This window comes from Novosphingobium sp. Fuku2-ISO-50, assembly GCF_001519055.1.
Classification (GTDB): domain Bacteria; phylum Pseudomonadota; class Alphaproteobacteria; order Sphingomonadales; family Sphingomonadaceae; genus Novosphingobium.
Window position 1 is genome coordinate 75,037 of record NZ_KQ954299.1, and the last position, 25,881, is coordinate 100,917.

24 protein-coding genes are annotated in these 25,881 nt (G+C 59.9%); 9 read left to right on the forward strand and 15 right to left on the reverse strand.

Annotation, left to right across the window (positions count from 1 at the left end):
* Position 1: 1 nt before the first annotated feature.
* Positions 2 to 292, forward strand: coding sequence for a ribbon-helix-helix domain-containing protein (locus tag AQZ50_RS16395; RefSeq protein WP_067747902.1), 291 nt, complete (start codon positions 2 to 4; stop codon positions 290 to 292).
* Between the two features lie 131 nt (positions 293 to 423).
* Here the strand turns inward: AQZ50_RS16395 and AQZ50_RS16400 are convergent, their stop codons facing one another.
* The 4 genes from AQZ50_RS16400 to AQZ50_RS16415 form a co-directional block, all read right to left on the reverse strand.
* Entirely contained in the window at positions 424 to 2,139 is a 1,716-nt protein-coding gene (locus tag AQZ50_RS16400; protein WP_067747858.1) for a UvrD-helicase domain-containing protein, read from the reverse strand.
* A complete protein-coding gene (locus AQZ50_RS16405; protein ID WP_082703734.1) occupies positions 2,136 to 4,262 on the reverse strand; it encodes an AAA family ATPase in 2,127 nt (708 codons plus the stop codon). Before AQZ50_RS16405 ends, AQZ50_RS16400 begins: the two co-directional genes overlap by 4 nt.
* Before the next feature lie 121 nt (positions 4,263 to 4,383).
* Complete coding sequence (locus tag AQZ50_RS16410) at positions 4,384 to 7,017, reverse strand: AAA family ATPase (protein ID WP_067747860.1); 2,634 nt, start codon at positions 7,015 to 7,017, stop codon at positions 4,384 to 4,386.
* Positions 7,014 to 8,123, reverse strand: a complete 1,110-nt coding sequence (locus tag AQZ50_RS16415) for a metallophosphoesterase family protein (protein ID WP_067747862.1) — start codon at positions 8,121 to 8,123, stop codon at positions 7,014 to 7,016. The genes AQZ50_RS16410 and AQZ50_RS16415 overlap by 4 nt, the downstream gene beginning before the upstream one ends.
* Before the next feature lie 333 nt (positions 8,124 to 8,456).
* On the opposite strand from AQZ50_RS16415, the gene AQZ50_RS16420 reads away from it, so the two are divergent.
* Complete coding sequence (locus AQZ50_RS16420) at positions 8,457 to 12,674, forward strand: strawberry notch family protein (protein WP_082703735.1); 4,218 nt, start codon at positions 8,457 to 8,459, stop codon at positions 12,672 to 12,674.
* Positions 12,675 to 12,700: 26 nt separating this feature from the next.
* Here AQZ50_RS16420 and AQZ50_RS16425 read toward each other — a convergent pair whose 3' ends face one another.
* Together AQZ50_RS16425 and AQZ50_RS16430 are read right to left on the reverse strand one after the other, a co-directional pair.
* Complete coding sequence (locus tag AQZ50_RS16425; RefSeq protein WP_067747866.1) at positions 12,701 to 12,883, reverse strand: hypothetical protein; 183 nt, start codon at positions 12,881 to 12,883, stop codon at positions 12,701 to 12,703.
* Positions 12,852 to 13,406 (reverse strand): hypothetical protein, encoded by a 555-nt coding sequence (locus tag AQZ50_RS16430; RefSeq protein ID WP_067747904.1) that lies wholly within the window; start codon positions 13,404 to 13,406, stop codon positions 12,852 to 12,854. Before AQZ50_RS16430 ends, AQZ50_RS16425 begins: the two co-directional genes overlap by 32 nt.
* A 156-nt stretch (positions 13,407 to 13,562) precedes the next feature.
* Between AQZ50_RS16430 and AQZ50_RS16435 the strand changes: the two genes are divergently transcribed.
* The 4 genes from AQZ50_RS16435 (at position 13,563) to AQZ50_RS16450 (ending at position 17,439) form a co-directional block, all read left to right on the forward strand.
* Complete coding sequence (locus AQZ50_RS16435; protein WP_067747868.1) at positions 13,563 to 15,587, forward strand: ParB/RepB/Spo0J family partition protein; 2,025 nt, start codon at positions 13,563 to 13,565, stop codon at positions 15,585 to 15,587.
* Between the two features lie 102 nt (positions 15,588 to 15,689).
* A complete protein-coding gene (locus tag AQZ50_RS16440; protein ID WP_067747870.1) occupies positions 15,690 to 16,592 on the forward strand; it encodes an ArdC family protein in 903 nt (300 codons plus the stop codon).
* A gap of 8 nt (positions 16,593 to 16,600) precedes the next feature.
* Complete coding sequence (locus tag AQZ50_RS16445) at positions 16,601 to 17,020, forward strand: hypothetical protein (RefSeq protein ID WP_067747872.1); 420 nt, start codon at positions 16,601 to 16,603, stop codon at positions 17,018 to 17,020.
* A gap of 23 nt (positions 17,021 to 17,043) precedes the next feature.
* Positions 17,044 to 17,439, forward strand: coding sequence for a hypothetical protein (locus AQZ50_RS16450; RefSeq protein WP_067747874.1), 396 nt, complete (start codon positions 17,044 to 17,046; stop codon positions 17,437 to 17,439).
* 46 nt (positions 17,440 to 17,485) lie between these two features.
* On the opposite strand, the gene AQZ50_RS16455 is transcribed toward AQZ50_RS16450, so the two are convergent.
* From AQZ50_RS16455 to AQZ50_RS16470, 4 genes are all read right to left on the reverse strand, one after another.
* A complete protein-coding gene (locus tag AQZ50_RS16455; protein ID WP_067747876.1) occupies positions 17,486 to 18,916 on the reverse strand; it encodes a hypothetical protein in 1,431 nt (476 codons plus the stop codon).
* Positions 18,916 to 19,998: a hypothetical protein gene (locus tag AQZ50_RS16460; RefSeq protein WP_156427408.1), complete on the reverse strand. Its 1,083-nt coding sequence runs from the start codon at positions 19,996 to 19,998 to the stop codon at positions 18,916 to 18,918. The genes AQZ50_RS16455 and AQZ50_RS16460 overlap by 1 nt, the downstream gene beginning before the upstream one ends.
* Before the next feature lie 95 nt (positions 19,999 to 20,093).
* Positions 20,094 to 20,555, reverse strand: a complete 462-nt coding sequence (locus AQZ50_RS16465) for a Ros/MucR family transcriptional regulator (protein WP_067747880.1) — start codon at positions 20,553 to 20,555, stop codon at positions 20,094 to 20,096.
* A gap of 71 nt (positions 20,556 to 20,626) precedes the next feature.
* On the reverse strand, positions 20,627 to 20,878 hold the full coding sequence (locus AQZ50_RS16470) for a hypothetical protein (protein WP_067747882.1): 252 nt from the start codon (positions 20,876 to 20,878) through the stop codon (positions 20,627 to 20,629).
* Between AQZ50_RS16470 and AQZ50_RS16475 the strand changes: the two genes are divergently transcribed.
* Complete coding sequence (locus tag AQZ50_RS16475) at positions 20,859 to 21,155, forward strand: hypothetical protein (RefSeq protein WP_067747906.1); 297 nt, start codon at positions 20,859 to 20,861, stop codon at positions 21,153 to 21,155. The two genes, AQZ50_RS16470 and AQZ50_RS16475, sit on opposite strands and share 20 nt — an antisense overlap.
* A gap of 351 nt (positions 21,156 to 21,506) precedes the next feature.
* On the forward strand, positions 21,507 to 21,959 hold the full coding sequence (locus AQZ50_RS20575; protein WP_156427409.1) for a hypothetical protein: 453 nt from the start codon (positions 21,507 to 21,509) through the stop codon (positions 21,957 to 21,959).
* On the opposite strand, the gene AQZ50_RS16490 is transcribed toward AQZ50_RS20575, so the two are convergent.
* The 5 genes from AQZ50_RS16490 to AQZ50_RS20175 all read right to left on the reverse strand — a co-directional run bounded on the left by AQZ50_RS16490 (position 21,954) and on the right by AQZ50_RS20175 (position 24,656).
* Positions 21,954 to 22,505 carry a hypothetical protein gene (locus AQZ50_RS16490; RefSeq protein ID WP_067747887.1) on the reverse strand — a complete coding sequence of 184 codons (552 nt, stop codon included), beginning with the start codon at positions 22,503 to 22,505 and terminating at the stop codon, positions 21,954 to 21,956. The genes AQZ50_RS20575 and AQZ50_RS16490 overlap by 6 nt on opposite strands.
* Before the next feature lie 103 nt (positions 22,506 to 22,608).
* Complete coding sequence (locus AQZ50_RS20580) at positions 22,609 to 23,082, reverse strand: hypothetical protein (protein WP_156427410.1); 474 nt, start codon at positions 23,080 to 23,082, stop codon at positions 22,609 to 22,611.
* Between the two features lie 26 nt (positions 23,083 to 23,108).
* A complete protein-coding gene (locus AQZ50_RS16495; RefSeq protein WP_067747888.1) occupies positions 23,109 to 23,492 on the reverse strand; it encodes a hypothetical protein in 384 nt (127 codons plus the stop codon).
* A gap of 53 nt (positions 23,493 to 23,545) precedes the next feature.
* Positions 23,546 to 23,959, reverse strand: a complete 414-nt coding sequence (locus tag AQZ50_RS21275) for a lysozyme inhibitor LprI family protein (RefSeq protein WP_082703736.1) — start codon at positions 23,957 to 23,959, stop codon at positions 23,546 to 23,548.
* A gap of 67 nt (positions 23,960 to 24,026) precedes the next feature.
* Positions 24,027 to 24,656 carry a response regulator gene (locus AQZ50_RS20175; protein ID WP_082703737.1) on the reverse strand — a complete coding sequence of 210 codons (630 nt, stop codon included), beginning with the start codon at positions 24,654 to 24,656 and terminating at the stop codon, positions 24,027 to 24,029.
* A 574-nt stretch (positions 24,657 to 25,230) separates the two neighbouring features.
* Between AQZ50_RS20175 and AQZ50_RS16500 the strand changes: the two genes are divergently transcribed.
* The coding region (locus AQZ50_RS16500; RefSeq protein WP_197412533.1) for a TetR/AcrR family transcriptional regulator C-terminal domain-containing protein at positions 25,231 to 25,881 on the forward strand (651 nt) is incomplete at its 3' end.

A 25,881-nucleotide genomic window follows, 5' to 3' on the forward strand; every position in this document is an offset into this window, starting at 1 on the left:
GATGAGCCGATTTGCCAATCTTGCCGACAAGCCCAAAGTCAAACCCAAACCGGAACCCCAGTCTGCCGCGCCCAGTCATGAACAGGGCGTCGCCGCAACAGCATCTGTTAGCAATCCGTCTAGATCGAACAGTCGTGCCGGTCGCAAGGCGATCGCTGCCTACTTCTCACCCGAGATGTCGCTAGCCATGCATGTTTGCGCCCGCAAACACGGTCTCAGCCTTCAGGAACTGATGGCTGAGGCATTCGATGACGTCTTGCGCAAATATGGGCAAAGCCCGGTGGGCGAGTGATCTACAAGGATGAATAGCGCGATCCAGAACGTCTCCTTTTGGCCCCCAAAAGAAGGCCAGCCGCCGTTCAAGCCATCCACTGCACTCGATGTCAGCCAAATTTAGACAGTCCTCGGAAAATTCTCTTAAATTCAAAGATTAAGCTCGATAACTTTTTCTTGACCGAATAGATTGTTCACGGCTTGCAAAGCTACCGACGACATGGTTTGCGTCGCTAGAACAGCTAACCTTTTCTTTGGCCTAGAGATAGACACGTAGAATAGATTCCTTGCTCGATAATAGCCTTTCTCATTCTTCGCGGTGATAGCGCCTGTCGTCAGCAGCTCGAGTAGCTGGGGCCAGTTATAATGGTTCCACCCGCCACCAAGCACGACGATGACATTGTCGAACTCGGCGCCCTTGACGCTATGCTGCGTCGCGAACGGCGTTTGGCCTTCGATGAACTCCGCGAGTTGCACAAGTTCCTGATAAGGTGCCTCTCGAACGAGCCGATGTTCTAGGAGCGATCGAGGCAAGTCCGCCTCGTCTTTGGCCGCGGCAAGATCCTGCTCGCGCTTCGCAACTCGGTCCGGCAGCTGAGGGCGGCGTGTTTTCTTAAGAAGGTCGACGACGTCGCCTATGCTCCCGTTGCTTCGTGCGTCGGCCAACGCCGCCATGTTGGTCGCCCACGTTACCTTCTCCTCGTGTGATCTGAGTTCCGGCCGCGTCCCTAGAATCCTGAACATATCGCCAAAGCGCTTTTCGGTGAACGCGAGGCACATCGGCTCAACCGTCTCGACAAGGAAGGCGATGAGCGGATCCTCCTTCTTCGCGAAAGAGTCGTTGTAGCGATAAGCCTTGGCGATCGTCGGGTAGCCGCGCTCGGCGGCGATCGCGTTATGCGTCAGCATAAGGATCTTGGTCTTCTCCGACGACAGATCCCACCCGTCTTGTTTGAGCCGATCCAGCAGCTTTGCCATGAAGTCCCGGCTAACCTCGGGCGGTGTGTCGTTTTTGGATGCTGAACTGTTGGTCCGCTCGCCCGTGTAAGAGTTCGCGTGGAAGAAGCGCGCCTCGCCTACAGCGTCGGGATCTTTGACGGCTTGCTTTAGCGTGGGGCGCAACGCGTTCAGCACGTTGACTACGGCGGGTACCGACCGAAAGTTCGAGCCCTTGTCGATCGACTCCAGCGAAGGAAAGGCCGCAAGACCATAGTCGCTACGGTAGATCGTCTGCCAATGGTCTCCGAAGAGGCCGATCCTGGGACCGGTGCCCGTGGCAAGGAAATTCTCTGCCAGCGCCGCCATGAAATGCGGGTCCGTGTCCTGATATTCGTCGACGAAAATGACGGGGTATGTGGCGGCAAACAGCGCCCGGAATTTCGGCTTGCCCAGCAGTTGCGCCATGAATCGTGGGACGTCGTCGTGATGGAGGGTGATGCGCCTCTCGTCGATCCCGAAGAAGCCAAACTGATACTCCACGATCTGATCAGAGACCCCGCCTGCCTCCGCGATTTTGTCCTGCTTGTCTTCGAGTGCCGCGACCAGCGCCCGCAGATCCTTTTGGAACTTGGACATGAAACCCCAGCAGAACGCATGGATCGTCTGGACTAGGATTGCAGGATGCTGCTCGATCTCCTGCGCGATTTCCTCCCGCGCCACCTCAGTATAGGTAATGCAGGCGACTTTCTTGCCATCTCGCTGCAGCTCGCGGCCGCGCTCGTTGATGAGCTTCTTCAGTGCCTCGACCAGCGAATAGGTTTTACCGGCGCCGGCACCTGCTTCCAGCCGAAAGTTACGGCCTTCGTCCAGGCACGCGTCGACTCGTTGCTGCGCTTGTTTGGCAGCCTCGATCGCCGGGTTCGTCATAGATCGTACTGCTGCGCTGAGCTTTCAGGTGCAGCCAGACTATCGTCCAAGCTTGACCCGATCAGCGGAGCGCCTTCGCCGACCCCAGCACTCGCCTGTGGTAATTCCGGAGGCGGGGGCGGCTCAGATAGCCAGGTCAGACCCTGTCTGATGTATTTGGGAACCAACCATTCCGCTTCCTGGATAGCGAACCGCAGGGCCGTCTCCGATTTGCTGAGGCCTTGTGCCATCTCCCATGCGAACAGTCCGCGGTCACCTTCCTCAGGCAGGCTAAACCGCTCAGGATTGGCGAGGATCAAGGCATCCTCATAGCTACGTCCGCACCAGCTCGAGCCATCTTCCGGCACTTGGTAGGCGATTGAGCGATAGCGGGAGAGCTTGTCTTCCGCCGTCTTGGCGCCAAGCGCCTCGATGCTGATCTGCTGCCCCTTGGGGACCGAGAACCAGTTTCGGATCGCGGCGTTCGAGCTGTGCTCACCCTCGGCGCAAGGACATTTGACCGCGCGCGCCTTTTCCTTGGTCTTGTCGATCCGGACCGCATCGATGTCGGTGATGATCAGGCTCTTCAGTTCGAGGAAATCGAGGAGCGGGTAGAAAATATGAGCATAGGCACCACCGACCTCGATCGTGGTGATATATTGACGTGCCAGCTTCCTTTCGGGCGCGAGACCTTCATCCACGAGCCGAACGATGCGTGGCATCAGGAGGCGCTCGGTTGTTCCCTCGACCAGAATGGCCTTGTCCGCGAAATACAAATCGCATTGAGTCAGGGTCATGTACTGATGGAGGAACTCGCGATCCTCCTGCGGGATCGCGACGCTGCCTTTACGGAAATCCTTGACTTTCGTGCGGCGCGCTCCAGCTGCATCCTGGGGCGCAGTCAGAAAATAGCGAACAGCCTCGAACGAAGCGGCGTTCGCGACGTGCGGCGAGTGCGTCGAGATAACGAACTGAACCTGCCAAGCTGGCTCGCCTACATATTTGGCGGAGAGTGCCGCGACGGCAGCGTTCAGCTGTGCGATCAGCACCTCTTGCATCTGCGGATGCAGGTGGGCCTCAGGCTCTTCTATGAAAACTAGATGCGTGCCGGGCCGAATCGAGCGAGCGCGGTACGCCTTGTGGAAGGTCTCGAGCTGCAACAGCATGTAGATCAGGTTACGGGTGCCGAGACCGTTATAGCCCTCGGGTAGATGAACGCCGTCCTGACCAGTGTAAAAGATCTTAGTGTGATCCGAAAGGAGCGTTTCAACGTTGAGCGACGTTTCAGGCCTGAGCTCGGCATCGTTGAGACCCGGAAAGCCGAACGCGCTCAATGCCGGCAGCAGGTCCTTCACCATCGTGTCGAAGTCGTTCTGGATCGTCTGTTCGATCTGGCTGACCGAGGTCTTCAGGGCCGCTGCAAGGGCCTGGTCGGTTTCCGCGGCCGTCATCGAGCTGGCGGTCTGGAAGAGCGTACCCAGGAGCCGTCCGATAACGGCGGTGTCACTCGGCTTGCTGCTGTCGAGCGTTCGTTGCGCACGCACAAAGCCACACTGCAAGAGCGCGGACAGCGCCCCGGTCCCATCGAGAATGCGGACATTGGCCGGGTCCGTGGGGTCGATCGCCGTCACACTGGTGCGATACGCACGAGGCAAGGTGTCACGCAGCTGGCGGTAAAAATGCGCGATGCCGTCACTGCCGTCCTCTGCCTCAGTTCCCTGAACCTCGAACAAGGCCGCGAGCGAGGCTAACGATGCGGCATATTCGATCCGCGCTATGGCGGTCGAACAATCGGGATCAAGGTCGATCACGAAGGGTGCAAGGGGGCCGAGCTCGCCGGTGTCGGGATCATATTTGACCGTAAGCGTGACCGCGATCGCCGGGAGCAGAGCGAGAACTTCCTCCGGGTTGCCGCCAGCTTCACGCTTCGCCTTCGCTTCGAGAAACTTACCGCGCGTACCGGCCGAGAAATCTTCAAACCTGAACTTGGGGCCATGCTCGCCGGCGAGGCGATCAAAGATCTCCGTGAGCGACGTTTTGCCGCTGTTGTTCCGGCCGACTATGACGGTCGCTGTCGGTTCGAGCAGCAGCTCGACGTCTTCCAAGAGCCGGAATCCCTGTACTTGGATCTTTTCGATGAGCATGGATTCAATCTCGACTTCGCATGTTGATCTGACTTAAACAGGCTTGCGGCGCGCGGATTGCACTTAGCTGTCGCTCCGACATTGCCGATAAAAAGCGGTCCCGCTCGGCGGCGGGTATTGCCTAAGCGACGGCACGGAGGAGTATCCTGTTTCCGGGCACGTGGCGGAAGGCGCGATCACGGCAAGTAAGCAAGATGATCTGCATCCGCGTTGATGCCTCTGTTAGGATCTCGATCATCGTATCGAGGCGGCCATCGTCGGAATAAACCAGCGGATCGTCCAGGATGAGCGACACGGGTTTCCCTTGCTCAAGTAGCAGGTCAGCAAAGGCAATGCGGGTGAGGACGGCGAGTTGCTCCTGCGTGCCGCGGGAGAGGTTAGCGCAGCTTTCGTCAACGCCAGTCCGGCTGACGCTCGCGAGCGATAGATCCTCGGCGAAGGTAAGGTCGCAGTCCGGCAGCAGTTGTGAGATATACCGCTTCGCGCGCTTCGCAACCGGGCCGACGAACTTCGCGGCGGTCTCGTTTCTCGCGCTTTCCAGCGTGTCGCGGAGCAGCTTCAGCGTGTCTGCTTCCTCCGTTACCCGCTGAAGTGCGGCATTCGCCGCTTCAACTTCCTCTTGCGCCGCTGAGGCGCGATCGGCCAGGCCGAGCCCGCCTTCGCTCTCGATCGTCCCCTCGAACCGGGCGATCTCAGTTTCCAGTCTGGTCCGTGTTTCAGCGGCTACCCTGACGCGCGCGTCGATGACTTCGATCTTGCGATTGATCGCGCCGACATCATGCGCCGATGCGTTTCGCTCGGCCTCCTCTAGGCGGACGGCCACTTGGGCTGCCATCTCTCTTGCTCGGTCTAGATCCGCATCAAGAGTCGCCCATTCCGGGCGAGCCTCAATCTCCTTGAGGAGGGCAACTGCGTTGGCGAGGTCACTCACAGCGCCCGCTTCGGCCTGTGCAAGCGGTGCATCAGCTTCTTCGGCACGTCGCAGCGCTGCGATCGTACTGTCCTGTGCCCCCTCAGCCCGCGCTAGCCTCTTGTCGGCCGCCTCAACGGCGACGGCAAGTGCGCTCAGATCGGGGAGCGCCACTTCCGCCTCGGTTTTTTCGGGCTCGAGCTTTACGATAAACAGCTTCAGCGAATCAGCACCGGCTGCGATCTGCAGCGTATCGTCGGCGGGTGTGGCCGCCTCGATCCGTGCAGCAAGCGTACGTAGTTCGGCGGCGGCATCGCGAGCCGCCTCGTTGCGAGATCGAGCAGCCGCAAGGTCGGCGACTTGGAGCTCGTCGAGCGCGGCCTTCTGTTTGTGAATAGCCGCAGTAAGGGTCTCTTCGACACTGGCCGCCGCAGCCGGCGGGCTAACGGTCAACGTTGCCCCTCCGATCACGATGCGAGCGGCACGGGTAATGATGCGCTCGCCAGCGGGCATCGGCTCACCATCAATCATCACCCCCTTGATGGCACCAGATAGCGTCAAGCGGGTAGCACCTGCGTCCAAGACGGCTTGCGCCTGATTCACCGAACGATCGTTCGCCTCAAGCGCTTCGATCGTCTTGGCCGAAATGGCGGTTGCGGCGCGCGTCTTTGCCTCGGCATGCAACTGCTCGAGCTTAAGCAACTCATTATGACGACGGCGGGCGGCGGCGATCGCGGACTGGCGACGGCTGACGCGGACAGCTTCTTCACCCGCTAAAAGCGCTGCTCGGGCGTCTTGACGCTCATTGCGTGCCGCCTCAAGGTCCTCGCGTGCCGTAGTGACCTTGGCCTTGCCGATCGCGAGAGCGTCCCGGAGTTCGGCACGCTTAGCGCGGGCTGTCTCCACTGCGGTCGTCGCGTTATCGCGCGAGATCGCCGCCGCGCCGTGGCGAGATTTCAGATCCTCCAAACCCTTCAGCTTCGCAACGGCTGCCTCCCGCTCGGCCCTTCGCGTAGAAAGGATCTGCGCTGCCGCCCTAGCGATATCGAGAGAGTCGACCAGTTCCTTGCGATCCTGCGCATCGGTCTCGTCCGCGATTTCCCGCTGGATGATCTTGAGCCGCCCGCGCGCTGCATCAAGGTCGGAGAAACTTTTCTCCAATGCGGCGAGACGTTCATTTGCCTCGCGTGCAGCATCTGCCGCAGCGTCAGCCCGATCCCGCGCGTCATTCTGCCGCCCGCGCTTCTGGCCGGTGGGAGACCAGTACAGCTCATATTGCGCGTCAATCCGTTGACGTACGCGCCGATACGCCTCTCCACCCATGATCGAACCGACTTCAGCTTCGAGGGTAGAAGCGATCGTGTCACGAACGATCTGTCCGGGCCCCGAAACGGCGAGTGCCTCAGTCTGTGCGACCCACAGCAGCCCCAACGCCCCATATGTCGAAACATCGCCCCCGCGACTGGTATCACGGACCGAACCGAACAGGGTATTAAGCCGTGCCTCCGCGTCGTCGCCTTGGGCCCGGCCCTGGGGACCTGAAATCTCAAGAGAGGGGCCCCTGAGGAAGCGCTTCGTGAGCGACCAAGGAGCTCCGTCGACGTCGAACGTCACCTTGATCTCGGGACCCACCGCCTCGCCGTAGGGCGCAAAGGACTGGGCAAGCTGATTTCGCGTGTTATGGCGAACAAAGAAGGCGGCGCGCAGCGCCTCGAGCAACGTCGATTTGCCGGTTTCGTTCGGCTCGATGACGATGTTCAATCCGTCCGTGAGATTCTCGATCGCGAAGGGCGTCCTGAATTTTCGAAAGCCGTCGAGCGCGATCTGCCGGATGACGAGGCTCATGCTTGCTCCTCTCGGCTGTACTCGACGAATAGTCGTTCGAGCGCCCGCTTTGCCACGGAACAGTCCTGTCCTGCTGCCTCGATCTTCGCATTGAGCTTAGCCGCGGCAGTACCGAGCATCCCTTCGACGGCGAGCGCTGCGAGGTCTTCCTCGCGAGGGCGACCGACAAGATCTTCCGCCCGCACAGTTAGGTGCCGCAATCGGTGACCAATGTCGTTTTCGAGCCGGCCGAGCATCGCGACCCGGTCGCTGAGGCTGGTGATGCCGGCCAAGTTCAGTTGCAGAAGCGTGTTCGGGGCGTCGATGCCGGTCAGGAGTTGCTCGCATTCGGCATCGAAAGAGTTTTTGTCATTGACCATCCAATCGCGAGTGAGCCACTGGAAGCGACCCGTCCGAATTGGTACCACTGTCGGAGCAAGGTCGGGCTGAAGATCGACGACGAGGGCTTGACCCGGGTCATCGCGCTGAAAGCGGTCCGTTTCCGGCGTTCCGGAATACCACGTCCGGGCGTCGACCTTCAGGGTGCCGTGCCAGTCGCCAAGTGCAAGATAGTCGAGCTTCGATAGCTTTGTGCGATCGGGGGCGATCTGGTTTTTGGTCTCTCCGCGCGACCCAAAGTCCCGGATCGAGCCGTGTGCGACGCCGATGCGCAGTCGCGCACCTGGGGTCTCCATCACATCGAAGAGAGCTGTCGGATCCTCGAGGTTGTGCCGGTGGATGAGCGGAGCAGGGAGCAGCCAGACGCCCTCCTCGACCTCCCGCGGTTCGGGTTCCGAGACAATGACAATCTTTTCACCGGCCCGTTGCCGGACGCGATCCCAGAGGCCGCCGTTGCGCGCAAAGTCGTGGTTTCCTGGAAGTAGCCACCAACGACAGGCATACCTGTCCATGCGTGAGATCGCCTGCACAATCGTGCGATCTTCCGGACCCTCGGTATCGAAGATGTCGCCGGCGACTATAACATGCTGCGCGCCATGCTCGGCGGCCGCCCGGCCAAGCGCGTCGACCGCGTCGAAGCGCGCCTCCGTCAGCGCCCCGCGAACATCGGGATCGAAGCGGCCATAGGGCTTGCCAAGTTGCCAGTCGGCGGAGTGTATGAACTTCATTTCGTCATCTTAACCATAATTGTGCCGGTTCAAAGCAGCGCATGCAAAATGATCCGCAATCCCTGCTTGTTCAACCGCAATTTCAGAATATTGAACGTCCTTTGGCCGCCGAGTTGCCTTCTCTGGTGCATGAAGCCATTGCTGCCAGTTATCCTGCTATGACTGAGAACCGTCCGTCTAATCGGCTGATTAGCCTTGGTGGGCTACACTAAACGAACGTCGGCTTACAAGAATGGCATTTAGTGTCTCGAGCAATGGCTCTTGGGGCGTTAGACGTCAAAGTGAGAGCGGGAGGAAAGGCTTTCGAGTTCCCCGAACCCGAAAGGATCTTCCATGTATCGCAGCCCAGAGCAGCCCGCAGCATATGTAGGCCAACTTATCGAAGCCTCGCTCTGTTTAGCGCCCCATCTGGATACTTGCCAAAACTTTACCCGCAAGATGCTAAATTCGGCGATGCAGGCAGTGACCGGCTACACCTCGGCCTCAGGAGCATGGTCCCAGCGCGACAGCTTCCAGATGCTTGAAATAGCCGTTGTCCAATGGCTGATCGAGCAATCGATTCCGTCCTCTGTCCAGCAGACACTCGCCTTTCTCTATGATCTCGAAGCCCGCCTGCCAACCCAAACGGTCCGCAGCGAGGAGCAGATCGAGCATCAACACTTTTCGACGCCGCTTGGGCTGGCCTGGTTGGCGGCACATCTTGCCGACATCCAGCCAGACGACCTCGTGCTCGAACCCAGTGCAGGCACCGGAATGCTGGCGATCTGGGCCAGACATGCCACCAGCCTCCAACTCAACGAGATCGATCCTATTCGCCAAGAGATACTGCGCCACCAAATCCCCACCGGGCAGGTGACCGGCTTTGATGCTGCGCGCATTGGCGCCCATCTAACGCAGCGCCCCAGCGTCGCGCTGATGAACCCGCCCTTTGCCCGCAACGCCGCTGGCCTCGAAGATCCCACCACGGCTGCCCGCCATTTGGCGGCAGCGTTGGGCGCTCTGAAGCCCGATGGCCGTTTGGTCGCCATCATGCCGGATGGTTTCCAGCCCAATGGCCGCCGCGCAGAACTGTTCCAGCGCGCACTACAGGGCGCGAGCGTGACCTTCCATGCGCGACTTGAAGGAGCATTCGCCAAACAAAGTACTTCGATTCCAGTTCGCCTGCTGGTGATCGACAAATGTGCTGGTGCAATCAACACTACCGTCATCAACCGATCGACCCTCGCAGACCTGATTCCCTTCCTGTCCAAGGTTCCTGCACGCCGTCGCGTCTCGGCCGAGTTGCCGCTTGTGGTCGCGCCTCCGGCGCAGCATTCCAAATCCACCTCGCCCCTGCTTGGCGGATTTCGGTCAGCCACCTCGAGACTGGCCACTGCGATGGCCCGCAGCGATGCCAACGGCGCCATTCCTCTGGCCTACACTGTCCGCGACACCATCGCCGATGCCGAGCAGGCCATCGGCGTCTATGTCGCCTATCGGCCGCAACGCCTGGTCTTTGACGACGCGGCGGATCACCCGACTCAACTGGTGGAATCGGCGGCTATGGCCTCAGTCGCGCTCCCGGCGCCCAGCTATGTCCCCCAGCTTCCCGCCAAGGTGATCCGTGATCGCGTGCTGAGCCGCGCCCAGCTTGAAACGCTGGTCCATGCGCTCGATGCGACCTCATCCGATCTTACTGGCCGCTATCGGGTGCCGGAACGCGGGCTTGAACTGGTGCCAGATGCCGACGGTGCCAGCTACCGGCGTGGCTTCTTCCTTGGTGATGGCACCGGGGCGGGCAAAGGCCGCCAACTCGCCTCGATCCTGATGGATCAATGGCTGCGAGGCAGCCGCCGCCATCTCTGGATCAGCGAAAGCAACGCCTTGATCGAGGATGCCCGCCGCGACTGGCAGGCGCTGGGCGGCATCGCCCTCGACATCCAGCCTCTCTCCAAGATCAAACCCGAGGTTAAGATCCGGCAAGCTGATGGCATTCTCTTCGCCTCCTATTCCACGCTGCGCAGCGGAACCGGCGAGAAGACCCGCCTCCAGCAATTACTGGAGTGGCTCACCTCGGATTTCGACGGCGTGATCCTATTCGACGAGGCGCACGCCATGGGCGGCGTCGCTGGCGGTGAAGGACGATTCGGCGTAACCAAAGGCTCGCAGCAAGGGATCGCTGGCGTCGAATTGCAGAACCGTCTGCCGCGCGCCCGGGTGATCTATGCCTCGGCCACTGGGGCCTCGGACGTGAACAATCTTGCCTATGCTGTCCGGCTTGGCCTGTGGGGTGAAGGGACCGCCTTCCCGGATCGTACCTCCTTCATTGCCCGTATCCGCGAGGGCGGCATCGCCGCGATGGAACTGGTCGCGCGCGAATTGAAGGCGATGGGCGTCTACACGGCGCGTGCGCTTTCCTACGCTGGCGTCGAGTACGACATCCTCGAACACGCGCTGACCCCGCGCCAAATCGCGGATTTCGATGCTTATGCCGATGCTTGGGCAATCATCCACCGCAACCTTGAGGCCGCGCTGGGCGCATCGGGCGTCACCGATCCGCTCGAGGGCAAGACCCTCAATGGCCAGGCGTTGTCGGCGGCCCGCTCACGCTTTGAAAGTTCGAAGCAGCGCTTCTTCGGCCAACTCCTGCTGTCGATGAAGCTGCCCTCGCTGCTCCCCGCCATCGAGGAGGCACTGGCCACCGAGCACAGCGTCGTCATTCAACTGGTTTCGACCGCCGAGGCCTTGCTCGATCGGCGCTTGGCCGATCTCTCGGCTGAGGACCGCGCCGAGATCCAACTTGATCTTTCGCCCCGCGAGATCGTGGCGGATTATCTCGACAATGCCTTCCCGACCCGTGCCATGGAAAGCTACTGGGACGAGGACGGCAATGAACGCTCGCGCCCGATGATCGATGAGGCGGGCAATCCGGTGCATTCGCAGGAGGCCTTGCGGATCAAGGCTGAGACACTGGAATTGCTCGGCGCGCTGCCGCCGATCGTCCCCGCGCTCGATGCCATCATTTCGCGCTTCGGCACAGATGCGGTGGCCGAGATCACCGGCCGCATGCGCCGCCTGGTAACCTTGCCCGACGGCAGTCAGCGGCTTGAATCGCGCACCGCCAACCAGTCGCTGGCCGATGCCAATGCCTTCATGGGCGGGGCCAAGCGGATCCTCGTATTCTCGGATGCTGGCGGCACTGGACGCTCCTACCACGCCAGCCTCGACGTCAAGAACCAGCAGCGTCGCATGCACTTTCTGCTAGAGCCGGGTTGGCGCGCGGACCGCGCCATCCAGGGGCTTGGCCGCACCAACCGCACCCATCAGGCATCGGCGCCGGTGTTTCGTCCCGTCACCACCGATTGCCGCGGCGAGCGGCGTTTCATCTCGACCATTGCCCGCCGCCTCGATGCGCTTGGCGCGCTGACGCGCGGCCAGCGGCAGACGGGTGGGCAGAACCTGTTCGATCCTGCCGACAATCTCGAGAGCGATTACGCCCGCGAGGCGCTGACGCGCTGGTATCACTTGCTGCATCAAGGCAAGCTCACCAGCACCACCTTTGCCGATTTCTGCGAGCGTACCGGCCTCCAGCTTGAGCAGGAAGGCTGCCTAACCGACAACCTTCCGCCCATCCAGCGCTGGCTCAACCGCATTCTGGCGCTACCCATCGCGCTCCAGAACGCGGTCTTCGATGAATTCTTGGGGTTGGTCGAAGCGCGCATCGATGCTGCGCGCAAGGCGGGCACTTTCGATGCCGGCGTCGAGACGCTGGTGGCCGACAAGTTGACCATCATCGAGGAGCGGATCTTGCGCGAGGATGCCAATGGCGCATCGACGCAGCTTCTGACCCTTGAAGCCCAGTGGGCGCCCAAGTTCACCCCGCTCGCCGAGATCGTGAAACGCGTTGGCCCCAAAAATCGACTACTGCGCAATGGCCGCTCTTCGCGCGTGGCGCTGTTGATGCCCGACCGCACGCGCCTGATGGATGATGGCACGCCGGTCGCCAGCTTCACGCTGCATCGCCCCGGCGGGCGAAGCTGGCTCACCGCCGACGAACTTGCCGAGAGCCATTGGGACGATTGTGACCGCGAGGCTTTCGAGCAGGCCTGGCAGGTCGAGGCCGATGATCTGGCCACCAAGCCCTATACCGAGCGCTTCTACCTTGCGACGGGCCGTCTGCTGCCGATCTGGAACCTACTGGGGGATGAGGCGCAGGTTCGCCGCCTCGTTATCCAGGATGGCCGATCCTTGCTGGGGCGCATTGTGCCCGCCGAAGCGGTCAACATGCTGCTCGACAAGCTGGGCATTGGCGATCGCATCGCGCTCTCGCCCGAGCAATTGGTCGATGCGGCGCTGGGCGGCAAGGTCGTACCCATCGATGCCTTGTCCGGCACCAGCCTCAAGCGCTCCCGCGTGAATGGCGAGCAGCGGCTTGAGGTCATCGGCTTTGATCCGCGCGCTCTGCCTTCCTGGAAGGCCAAGGGCTGTTTCACCGAGATCATCGCCTATCAGACCCGGCTGTTCATGCCGGTGAATAGCGCTCGGGAAATCGTGGAGACGTTGGCGGCTTAGTAGGTATCAAAACGGTCGGTGGCTGGTCACCACTGGCCGCCCGCCTTGGCAATCTCATCAAGTAGGGCTTGCTTAGATAGCGTGCGCCGCTTGCCCTCATTGCGGGGAACATCGACGGCGCCCACGACAAGACGGCGCTCGGCTATGCGCTTGCCAAGCGTGGAGAGACTGATGGCCTCACGCGTCGTCTTCAAGGTCTTGAACGCCATAGGTCTGCGCCGTTTCTTCGCGAATTCGTCGATCCATATAATGGAGATCAAGGCCTTCAGAAAGAGTGAATAACGCTTTGGCCTGTCCGAGCATGTCCCGGGCCGCGCCAGAAGCGTATTGGCCCATTCGGTCGGCAATCAGATCCTCAACGGAAATCACGGCCACTGTGCCGTGAGCTTCAACTTCGATCATCTGGAGAAGGCTTGTATCGGCATAGCCATCAAGCAATCGGCTGCCGACGACCTCGAAGCCCAATTTGAGATCGGGATGAATCCAGCCCCGCGTGGAAACGCCCGGACCACTGGGCCTTATGAAGCCATGTTTCATCATGATGGTCTCGAGCGCGGTCTGTTGCGTAGAGACCAGATCAAAGTCACCAGTGTTCACCGCGCCTTGGGTATAGAGTTCGACCGCACCTCCGCCGACAAGGATCGGCGGCTTCAGATCCAATTCGTCCATAGCCGAACTGATCTCGGCCAGCTTTTCAAGCGCTGCTTCAAATTGTGGTCGCCACTGAGTCATGATTGGTTGCTTCAAGCATCTGGCGCCTCCTGTCGATGGAAATGTCGCGTCAATCTTGGATTGGAGAAAAGGGGAAAGCCATGGGGGCGAGGCCCCCTGGAGGCGAAAGTGTCTCCATGATCCGGGCCTCTCGACCCAAGCGCGGGAGACCCTATCATGCAGTCCACCACCCTGACGCACGCCAAGCTGCGCCTTTCCGAGAGCAACGTCCGCAAGGCCAATGGCGATGCGGGCCTTGAGGCACTGGCCGCCAGCATCGCCGAACACGGCCTGTTGCAGCCGCTGATCGTCAGCCCATCGGCAGGCAAAAAGACCCTCTACGATGTTCACGCCGGTGGCCGCCGCTGGCGCGCGATCGGTCTGCTGATCGAACGCGGCGTGCTGCAGAAGGATTACGCGATCGATGTGCGCCTCGGCGAGAACGAGGACGCCGCCGCGCGCGAGATCAGCCTTGCGGAAAACCTGATCCGCGAAGCCATGACGCCAGCGGACGAGGCGCGAGCCTATCGCGACATCGTCGATGGCGGCGCCGATGCCGAAGCCGTGGCGCGTCGCTTTGGCGTCACGGTCCGCCATGTTCAGGGCCGCCTGCGTCTCGCTGATCTGGCCGAGCCGATCTTCGCGGCGCTCACCGCTGGCGAAATCACGCTGGATGTCGCCATGGCCTATGGCTCGACGGGCGACCGCGAGCGACAGGCGGCGGCGTGGGAGCGCCTGTCGACGAGCTGGCAGGCCGACAATCCGCAGGCGATCCGCCGTGCGATCGCAGAGGAAAGCCTCTCGTCCGATCACCCCATCGCCCGCTTTCTGGGCGAGGCCGAATATGTCGGCTGCGGTGGCCGGATTGAGCGCGATCTTTTCGCCGCCGAGGGCGAAGGCCGCTGGCTCGATGGCGATCTTGCTATTGACCTTGCCGCCAAGAAGCTGGCGCATGAGGCTGAAGTGGCCGAGCTCGGCTCCAAGCTCGCCTGGGTGAAGCCCACGCTGGCGACCCACGTCACCTATGACGAGACCAAGGATCTCCACGCCTATTGGCCGCGCCGCGCCGAGCCCAGCGCCGAAGCACAGGCCCGCATGGACGAAATCTCTGACCGGATGACCGAGATCACCGAGATCCTCGACGCGCCCGATGAAGGCGATGATGTCGAGGCGCTGGAAGCGGAATACAACGCGCTCGATGCTGAACATGATCGGCTCGGCGACACCGACCTGCTGATCCCCGAAGAGGATAAGCCCAACGTCGGCACCTTCCTCGTTCTGGGCAAGGATGGTCAGCCGCGCCTACTGGAAACCTATTACACCTCAGCCAAGCCCGCGCGGCGTCCATCTGCATCGGGTGAGCCCTTGGGCGGGGACGAGATCGAGGGCGACGAACCCGCGCCTTCGGCCAGCCTCCCACGCTCGCTCGAAGAGCAGATGGCCAAGGATCGCCGCGACGTTCTGGCGCTCCACATCGCTCATGATCCGGCGCTGGCGCTCGATCTGGCGATTTTTAGCTTGGCCCGCGACCATGCAGGGCATTTTGGCTATTCGGACACCGGCTGCACCATCCGCATCACAGACCGCAATGAACCTTCGGGCCTGACCGGCATTCCGGCCAGCGCGGCGGTGACCGAACGCGAACAGCAGCGCGCAAGCCTGCCCAATGACTGGGCCAGCGAGGAGGACAGCTTCGCGTCCTTCCTCGCCTTCCGGTCGCTGGACGATGGCGTGAAGGCGGGCTGGCTCGCCTATGCCGTCAGTCAGAGCCTCAAGGCGAGCCTTGCCAGCGGCACTCACGCCTGCACCTTCCAGAGCCGCCTTGGCGCCGAGATCGGCATCGACATCGCCCAGCATTGGCGACCGGGTGCGGAAAACTTCTTCGACCGGATCAAGAAAGCGCAAACCTTAAGCATTCTGGGCGATTTCGATCCCGAGATCGCCTTGCGCTATGCGGCGGCGAAGAAGACCGAGCTGGCGACGGCTGCCGCGCGCCTCTGTTTGGGCGACACGATCATCGAGCCGGAGATCAAAGCCAAGGCGCTCGCCTGGGTGCCCGATGTGATGCGCTTTGGTGGCGTTGCGGGCGATCCGGTCGAAGGCGGTATCGCGCCTGACTCTGAGCTTGATGCGCCTGAGGATCTGCCCCTCGACGCCGCCAATCAGAACGATGCCGATGGCCCGCTCAGTCAAGCGGCCTGACCCTCAATCTCGAACAGCCACCGGACCGATCCTCCTTCCGCGCCAGAGCGGGAGGAGGATGCAAACGCGCGAGCAAGGCTCGGATCAGGAGGAGATCATCCCATGAAGCCCCGTCACGACATCTATGCCACCGTCACCGCCCAGCTTGTCGCCGCGATTGAATCCGGCGCGGGCGAATGGCGGATGCCCTGGCACCATTCCGGTGCGCCGGTCATGCGCCCGACCAGCGTGGCTGGTCGGCGCTATTCCGGCATCAATCGCCTTGTCCTCTGGGCCACCGCCGATGCCTGCGGCTATGCCTCGGGCATCTGGGCGACCTATCAGCAATGGCGCGCCCATGGCGGCCAGGTACGCAAGGGTGAGATCGGCACCCATGTCATCCTCTGGAAGAAGGTCGAGCGCGGTGATGGCGCCGTGGAGGTGGGCGGTGATGGCGACAGCCGCGCCCGCTTCTTCGCGCGCAGCTTCGTCGTCTTCAACCGCGATCAGGTGGACGGCGCCGAAGAAGCCGCAGAGAAGGAAGTCGCGCCCATCAGCACCTCGGTCGCCGATGCGTTGGCTTTCCTCGAAGGGCTCGGCGTCCCGGTCGAATATGGTCTGCACGACGCCTATTATCGCCCCGACATCGACAAGGTCTTCATGCCCGAGCGCACGGCTTTCGACCATGACCTCGACCTTGTGTCCACACTCGCACATGAGGTCACCCACGCGAGTGGACATGTGGACAGGTTAGCTCGTGAGACGCTGCGCGACTATCACAAGGAACGCAGCATTCGCGCGCGCGAGGAGCTGGTCGCTGAACTCGGCGCCAGCTACCTGATGGCCGATCTGGGCCTCGCCTACACGCCGCGGCCCGACCACGCCGCCTACCTTGCAAGTTGGCTGGGGGCGTTGCGCCACGACCCCAAGGCGATCTTCAACGCTGCCGCGCAAGCGCAGGCGGCTGCCGACTGGATCCACGCGGCGCACAAGGCGGCGGTGACGCCATTGCCTCTGGCAGCATGAGGCGCGGCATGGCCGTCGTCCCATTCTGGCCTGAAGGCGCACAGGCCGCCTGCCACGCCATGTATGGCATCCCGCCCGCTGACTGGCTTCCCGCCTATCTCGATCTGGTGGCAGCGGTCCGCAGCGGAATCCGGCAAGACATGCGCTCCTTCGATCCCATACACCGCTGGCGCAGAACTGAGCATCGCGTGCTACTGCGCAACCCCTATGCCGACATCGGCCTGACCTGCCTCGGCGGGCAAGCCGCCGTCTGGATCTGTGAGCGGATCGACCGTGACTATCGCATCCGCTGCGAATGGAGCGATGTCTCTGGCCCGGCCCGTCACTGGCTCGCCAGCATCGCGCCGACTTTCGCGGCCACCGCCTGCCGCCTCGACTTTGCCCCTATCTATCAGCCTGTTGATCAGCCTTGGCTCGAAGCCGCTTGATCGCGCGTTTTCAGGAGATTCCTATGACCCGATTGCCCACCTTTGCCGAATGGCACGAAGGCAGCCTTTGCCGCACCACCGCCAACTGGCCGTTCCACTGGGTTGCCGAGATCACGGCAATTGATCCAGTGTCCGGCAGCTACACCTGCATCGGCACGGTCAGGCAGGCCGGAGCCCGCCGTTATGACGAGGCGCTGGCCAATCTGCGCCTCATGGCGCGTGCGCCTGCGATGCTCCGGATCTTGCAAGCCGTCTCTCGGGTGCTCGACATGAGCGACCCCGACCATGAGGCTTTCGTCGATAGCGCTCCGGCTTGCCTTGATGCTCTGCTTCAGCAGCAAGAAGCCCTGCGGGCGTTGCTGGAGTGTTTCAAGGCGAAGCGCCTTAATTCCACCGTGCGCTTAACGGCAGATCCCTGACTCAGCGGGGGGCGAGCATCGGCTTCCACCGCAAATTCACTAACGCCTAGCCCATCTTCGGCGGGGCCTGGCACAGAGGTCGGTACTCGTAGTTGGGCGAGGTGTAGTCGATGTACTGGTCTGCCGCGCCGGTGATCCGCAGCAGTAGGCGCTGGAACACCCCTCTCAACAGCTTCATGTCGCGGATCGCCGCCACCTCCTGCCCCAGAGGGATGGGCGTGCCGTGCGCGGCCTTGTTCCGTCGGCGCCAAGCTGCATCCTCGTCTTCGCCCAGTTCGAGCTTCAGGGCAGCCATGACGTCCTTCAGCCGCTGACGCTGATTAATGTCATTAAAGGTATGCAGGTTGCCCTGGAGGGCCTGTTTCGCCTCAACGGAGACGTCGGCGTCCGCAATGATGCCGCTGAGCGCCCCCTTAAGCTTCTTCCATTCGTCTGGTGTAGCCCAGCCTTCACGCACCTTTCCAGGGTTGGCTTTGGTGTAGGCGCTCTGCAGGCCCTCGATGGTCGCGCCAAAGTGCGCGGGCGCCATGTGCGGGGTAGCGACGCAGGCATGCCAGAAGGCCCAGTGCAGGTTTGCAAGGTCAAGGACGTCGAACGCTGTCACAAACGCCTGGATCGCTCTTGTCAGCTGCGGGGCACCTAGCTCGTTCAGAAAGCGGTCGCCGAGCGGCGCGAGCTGGAGTGTTTCAATGTCGAAGGCATGGCCGCGAAGGCTGTAGGCGCTTCGCGCTAATGTGGACACCACGTTCCATTCGGCGTCGTAGTGGCTTGTTCCGAGATCGACCAAGTAAACGCCCATCGCGAATGAGAGGCCCGTGCGGACCTTCTTTCGGAACTCGTCATCGGGGGCGCCGTCATACACGATGCACCCCGGCTTGATCGCGCCGGGCCGGTCCTCTCTGTCGAGGGCGCAAACGTAAAAGGTTGCGCCATCAACAGTCACCTTGGCGGAGTTCCACGAGGTGTTGAACCAGTCGGTATCTTTCGCGATGGTGATACCGTCGTTGAGCGAAATTCTCCGAGTTGTGATGGTTCTGGTGACAACTTCGGAGGCCGCGGGCCAGGTGTATGGGCTTTTGGGCAGGTTTTCGAGCCAGTCGATGGCGTATGCCGCGGGCGCCCCGGAAGGGTTGTTGGTCTTGGCGATATGAATCTGGGTCAATTCCTTGAGGGGCTGCTCAGTCACGCCCTTGGTCTGGCGGTACTTGCTGTAGGGAACCATCCCGAAGAATTCCCCTTCGAGGCCGCCTACGCTGCGGAGTAGCGCCCGCTCAGTAGTCATGCGAACCGTGCCTGGCGGCTGATCGACTGCCGCCGACGTCGCATTGGGGGCGGCCTCAGTCTCCAAAATGAGGCGCAGCTTATCGTCCCGTCGGATTGAAAAACTACTGATCGGCTGATGGAGGGGGCCCGGATCGGTGATCTCGAAGAGACCCTTGTTCAAGATGCGGAGGCATTCCTCCGTCAGGTCGCTCATCAGCTCGCACTCTCTCGGAAAATCTCAGGTCGGATGAATTCTCCATTGAACGTCAGGAAGCGCACGTGTCCGGTGGCGATAGCCGCTGCAACCTTCTCCGGGTCCCGCGAGCTGTCCACCGTGATGGCTCTAGCCTCGACGTAGTTGCGGACCGCGAACAACAAGACCTCCCCAAAGGCCTCGGGGTCGAAGTCCTTGAGCTTTAGCGGTGGCCGCCGGCAGGCGATCATCGCGAATGTTTTGTCGTAGATGAGGGTTGAGAAGACCGGACGATCAATCAGATCGCGGTTGGCCAAGGCGAACATCGCCCCGATCTCCCGCAGTTGTAGCTCCGAGATGGGCCCGTCGATGACGTCCAGGCGATCCGACCAGGCGCTTTCGCCGGCTGTTGAGTCGTTCAACGTGGCGACGATGCCGACTCTCCCGACCCGAACGACCATCGTTTGGTCGTAGCTGAAGTCTAGATAGTCCCAAGCGTCGTGTGTGATTTCACTGGTGATCTCATAAATCCGCAGCGAGCCGATCACGCCTGGCAACAAGCTGGCCTTGGTGTACGGCGAACGAACGATGGCATGGAGATGGTGCATATCACCCCAGTCATAGGCGTCACCGATCACTTCAGGCCCAATCCGAGGGTCTTTGTGCAGCCTGACGGAACGGTCCTTAAGGTGGACCTTGAAGAACAGCAGGGCCAACCAAGTGAAGAGCAATCGAAGTGCTGGCTCATCTAGGCGTTGCGCCACCGCTTGGTAGTCACCGTCCAGCAGCTGGGAGATCGGCGTCTCGACCGTATCGCCGAGGAGGCTGTTGCAGTTCACGCAACAGGGGACCCGGTAGCCCCGGTAATGGCGACGTTCGCCGGTGGGCAAGGTGATCTGTTTGTCGAACAGGCCAAACCGTCTGAGGACCCATCGGGGGATGATGTGCTCGTCATTGAACGGCTTGTCCCTCGGCGAGACGCCACAAACGAAGCAGGCGTCGCCCAGTACGATCTCATCCACGAACTGCTTACAGCTCATCAGGAGGATGTGGCCGTCGTGGCTGACCAACGTCATGTCACGCTGTTCAGGGGTATCGCTCACGCTAGATCTTCTCCGACCCACAGTTCCGACCAAGCCGAAAGCTAATCCCAAAATTTCGTCATGCTATCGGTTCGGAATATCTTCCCGAAGCGCCCTTAAACGGGCGCTGCCTGCTTCTTGCGTCGCGCCGCCTTGGTCTTCGGCGCTGGCGCAACCTCGACTACCACCTTCGGCTTCCGGCCGAGACCGATCTTCACCGCCAGTTCCTTGCGCTTCGCAGCATAATCGGGCGCGACCATGGGATAGTCGGCGGCTAGGTTCCAGCGGGTGCGATACTCAGCAGGGCTCAGGCCGTGATCGGTGGAGATGTGCCGCTTGAGCATCTTCATTTTTGCGCCGCATTCGAGACAGGTGATGGCATCGGCCTTGACCGATAAGCGCACCGAGACAGCAGGCTCACGCTTCTCCTCTACCTGCGCAGGTGCCTGGCCCAAGCCCGCAAGCGAGGCATAGACCGACTGGATCATTACAGGCAGTTGGTCAGCGGCGACGGCGTTGTGGCTGACATGGGCAGAAACAATATCGGCAGCCAGCGTCAGCAGCGTTTCATCGGCCATGGAAATAACGTCCTCATCCATTCGGTGACGACATCTGCATAGCGCAATATTTTGCAGTCACGAGGGGGTAATCAGGCAATACCCCCAACAAATCCCTTCGTTTCACCTCGATGAGGCATTGAAAGGCGCATCGCGCCTTTGCAGCCGCGTTGCTTGCAGCGGGCGCGTGCCTGCACTTCCGACAGCCACAGGTGTCCGAAATCGCCCAGAGCCAGCAACTGTGCCGGCGTCACGAAGCGCACCTTGCCGCAGGCGCGGCAGGTGAGTTCGAGCCGCGTATCGGCATCGAGATCACGCAACTGGATGGCGTCGAGCCAACTCACCAGTTGTCCTCCGCTTCGGGTATCAGCTATTGTTGGGATCAATGCCGCCAAGGCGGTCATTGCCATTGAGGTGATCGGTGATTGGAGCGCTTATGATGAGCCAGTGCTGGAAATCCTCATCCGGATGCTGGCACCCGTATTCAAGAAGGTGGATGCCAGCGCCGATTTCCCGATGGAGCCTTTGTCAGCGGCGGCCGAAGAGAAGTTCACGACATGGCTCGCCGAGATACTGGTCACCAACGCCAACGCACCAGGTAGAGCGGCTCAACTTCAATAAGCACATCCGTGCGGCGCCAGAGCATTTCCTCATGGGCCTCAGCGCGTCGACGCAGCGAATTGCGCTGGTCAACATAATCAGCGAGTACGTGTGCCCAGACTCAGAAGGCATGGCTCACGACTCCCGCCACCTTGTCTATTTCGAAATTCGGCCCGCTCCGGGACCGAATACCACGAGCTCAGAAGTCGCCTTTGCGCACTGATGAGTTATCGTGTGGCCGAGCGACTTATCGGTGATCTTTTTCCGTTCGCTGTAGGGCGCGCCTCGAGCACAACCCGGCGCCAGCTCTTGCGCAGAGCATCGCGTCTCGCATCTGATTTAGGCCGATGTGGCCCGCCCAATCGTGATGCAGTGACATCCATCGATCTGGGTATCGATACGACATTCGTTCGAAGCAACGCCGCCGATGGCCCGCGCCATCATGAGGTGTTGATCGGCGTTGGTATCAACAACAGAGGCCGGACTGTGAAGGTTGGTGCTGTGATTTCGGCGTCGGGCAAACCCCATGAGTTGATCAAGAGAACTCTCCACGAACTCGGGCAAACCGCTGCCACCAAGATCACAACGTTCACCGATGGTGACAAGATGCTGCGGGGATATTTGAAAAAGGCCAGTATTGCAGAAGACCCCATTCTCGACTGGCAGCATTTGTCCCGTTGGGTCCAAATCGCCAAAACGACCGCCAAAGGGCTTGGGTGGCTTACAAATGCCGAGCGCCGTGCGCGTCCTCTGATCGCGAAGACCTTGGACCGCCTGAACTGGAAGCTCTGGTGTCAGGACGCAAGGGTGGGGAAAAGCCTATAGATGCAGCGGTGGCTGGGGCATTTTAAGTGGCTTTGAAACCGGATTATTTACAAGATTCCCATTCCTGTAACGTCCCTCATAATTCACCCAACCTATAAGCAAATCAGTGTATTTGTAGAATTTATCTTGATCCATCAGTAGCTTAATATCGACATGCTTGGCCTCTATATCGGTGAGATCGCACAAGATGGAAGGCGATTTGGCAATCTGCTCCAACGCACCAATGGCCAAATTTCCAGTGTTATCGTCCCAAAACGTGTGGTGAGCATACTGATTTCGGATTTTGAGGCAAAACCGCACAGCAGTAATCGCTCTATCAAAATCTGCTTGGAGCCCAAGTGCTTGATAGGCAGGCCTACCGAGTGCCACACCTTCATTGATCCGCCGCGTCTCGCCGCGAGTTCCAAACATTGCCTTGAGTGCAGCATCAAAGTTGCCAGTAGCGACTTGGACGCAGTGCAGGAGGTCAAGCTCAAGATCGGCATAGCCAGTCAGCAAGCGACCGATGATGGCACCTTCGTTATGGAATTTTGTCAGGCCGCTCATGACGCAATTTATAGCACACTACCAATCGATGCCAAATTTGCGCAGCAAAAAATCCGGCCCGCACAGTGGCCAAGCTGCTGATAAGGTCAACCCTGCTCCTCATTTATCTGATTGAAATAATTGAAATCGCTTTTATTTCTTGCCCTTCAACCTCTGCGACCGCGTCGCAAAGAGCACTTGTCAATTTCCCAGCCGACCAATTGAGAAAACATGTGCCACGACTAACACTGATCGGCCGACCACCTCCCATGAGGTAAATCCGCTCAACCTCTAACGCTTGAGTGCGTTCAGCACCAAAGCCCTGTTTGCCTTCAATTGTTCCAGCGAACCCTAAAATGCGACCATCTCTGCCTGACTTATCAGCGAATTGAATCAGAACAGTCCCCCGGTCGCTTCGAGCGATGACAACGGCATTGCAACCAAATTGGCTAAACCCAGTATCCCCTACCTCAACTCCAGATCGCTTGTCACATTTTCCGTTTGCCACAATAGGGCCGTCATAATTTCTAGCCGTGGCGCTTTCGACGGGGCACAAATTTGCAGCCAGAAATGCGATCGAGAGAGCAAAAATTCTCATACATACTCCTCTAGTAGCATTATTGGCTATCTCAGCCTCGGCTTGGCATCGGAACGACCGGGGCCGGGCAAATCATGCCGGACATCTTTTGTCTGGGTGCATTCTCCGCAAGTCCAGGTTTCCCATTGTCCATTCATTGCTTGGCGTGTCATGCGCATTGCTCTAGCGCCGCAGTAAGGACACGGGTCCCCCGGCACTGGCCCGCCTTCAAGTTCCTTAATTTGCTGCTCACGCTCTACGATAACGCTCTTGGCATCAGCAAGCGCGATACGAGCGTCAGCTAAGGCATCATAGATTTCCGCCATCTGTACTCGGACGGCCGCGATGTCATAGTCTTTCTGTATACCTCGCAATGCCTTGGCCAAAGTCATCGCGTTCGAGAGCGCGGTCAGGGCAGATGCAAAGTCCATGTCATTCTCCCTGTGTTAGCAATTTGCCTTTCCTGGCGGCGGCACTTTCGGCCTTAGTTGTCCCAAGCATGCTCAAGATCTGAGCGCCGCGTTATCGTCTCTCGGACGAGACAACGCAGCCTTGCTTGTCCTGCGCCACTTCCGCCGGTCAATAGCCAAAGGTTGCACCTTGCGTCTTTGTATTTCAGCCAAGCCTGTTGCGCGGCAAGAGCCTTCGCTCTCCCAACGGGAGTTTCGGAAGTCAGCGACGCCTTCTGCACGCCTTTAAGGGCCGCAGTTTGCCGGATGTTTTCTTCGGTCAGGCAATGGTCCCGTTCGACCTCGTCACGAGCATCGTGATCACACTGCTTAAATCTGGATGTGCCGGCATTCTCGGGGGAAAACGGCGACCCAGTCGTATCTTGGGCGGAAGCGGTCGTGCACGGAGCCAACGCTGCAAACAGAAACCCAATCAAAAAAAGACGCATCGATAGCTCCCAATCCTGAGCCTTGCCGGTTCAATCCATCTCACTACCGAGTGATGTTCTGGAAATTTTATAGCGGCATGTTGGCTCCTGCGCGGCTTGACTGATCTAGCACGAGGGGGCCCATCAAACCACCGCCTGCAGATAGCCAACCGGGAATTAAGCCCACACAGCGTCCAGCACGCTCAACAGCGCGCAATGCGCTCGACCCAGCGTCTCCACGCTGCACGACCCTGCAAGCGCAAATTTCAACCCAACGATGATCAGTCGTGTCACACGGCCGTTCCGCAACCCGTGAAGCACCGTCGCACACCGTCACACACAGCCCATGACCGTGCAATAAACCGTGCGAATCAGATCGCGCTTTCCCGAAGGGATAAGTATTTGTTTTTGTTTGGAAAATGGTAGCGGAGGAGGGACTCGAACCCCCGACACGCGGATTATGATTTCTGGTATGTGTCTCGTTGATCAAACTGATACCGTTCATGCCGGTCATTGAAAGGTCAGAGACAAGCAGGCCCACCTCCTCGCCCGCGTCGAGCAGGGCAAGCGCCGATTTGCCGCAATCGGCCTGCACCACGTGGTAGCCGAAATCGGTGAGCCGAGCCGCAAGCATGGCCAGGACCAGTTCATCGTCATCCACCAGCAGGATACTTGACCGCTTTGACCTTGCAGTCTCCACGTTCTTGTCGGGCAGCATCCTTGTCGGGCAGCATCCTTGTCGGGCAGCGTCGTGTTCGCGGCCGCCTCAACGGCGACGGGCAGCCAGAACGTCACCGTGCTTCCTTGTCCGGGTTCACTTGCGACATTCAGCGCCCCGCCTGACTGTTCGGCAAAGCCGCCCCCCCACGGGCATCGCATCACGGCCATTGGTCACCAAATTAATCAGCACTGTTTCGAACTGGCCCCGGTCAGCCAGCACCTGTGGCAGTTTCGGCGTCAGGCAAGCGTCTGCCCTATTCATTCGAGTAAATAAGATTATTGCAGGCCCAATCATCCGGGCGTGGTCAATTCCGTTGCGCTGCGCCCGCCCGGTATCACATAGGGGCGGCCGGGTGACGTTCGAGGTTGAATTTCAGTTCTTTTTTGAATTGCCTTGAGGGCATGCACGCGCCAGCCACGGGACAATTGTGACGGTTTTCGAAGGGTTGGTCAGGCTCTGTCGCAGCCAGGTCAGCGAACGCAGGCCATTGTGGGTTGCCGGCGAGTGCAGTAGGGCTATTATTTGATTGAATGAACTTTGTTGCCGCATGTTGAGTGAGAGGCGTCTGAATATGGTCGGGAAGGCCCTGTCGAAAAAGCGGGCGGTCAGAGCCGATGCCACCGCGCGGGATCAGTTGCTCGAGGCCGTCGGGGCGCTCATGGCTGAGCGGGAATCGATTGACTTCTCACTCAGCGATGTTGCCAAAAAATCGGGCCTCAATGCCGGATTGGTCAGATATTATTTTGGAAACAAGGCCGGGATGATGATGGCCTATGTGCAGGAGGTTGTGGGCAGTGCCGTTACCCAGGTTGAACAACTTGCCAATATGCCGGTTGGAGCGAAGGAAAAGCTCCGCATACATATATATGGAGCAGTAAGTAATTATTACAAACATCCATATATAAATATATTATTACAATATATGATGAAAGAGTCCAACGGCGAATACAAAAATACCATAATGAATGATATTATAAAGCGATTGGTTTTTGCAGAACAGAAAATATTGGAAGATGGTCAGGCTGAGGGCGTATTCAAAGTTGTTGACCCATTATTATTTTATTTTTATATATTTGGGGCCTGCGAGGCGATATTCCGCAGCCGAGATACGGTAAAATATTTTCTGGATGCCGATGATGTCAACGAAGATATCAAGCAAAAATATACCAAGCAGCTATGCGACTTGGTGATGAATGGACTAGGCTGTGTTGACAAAAGAGGG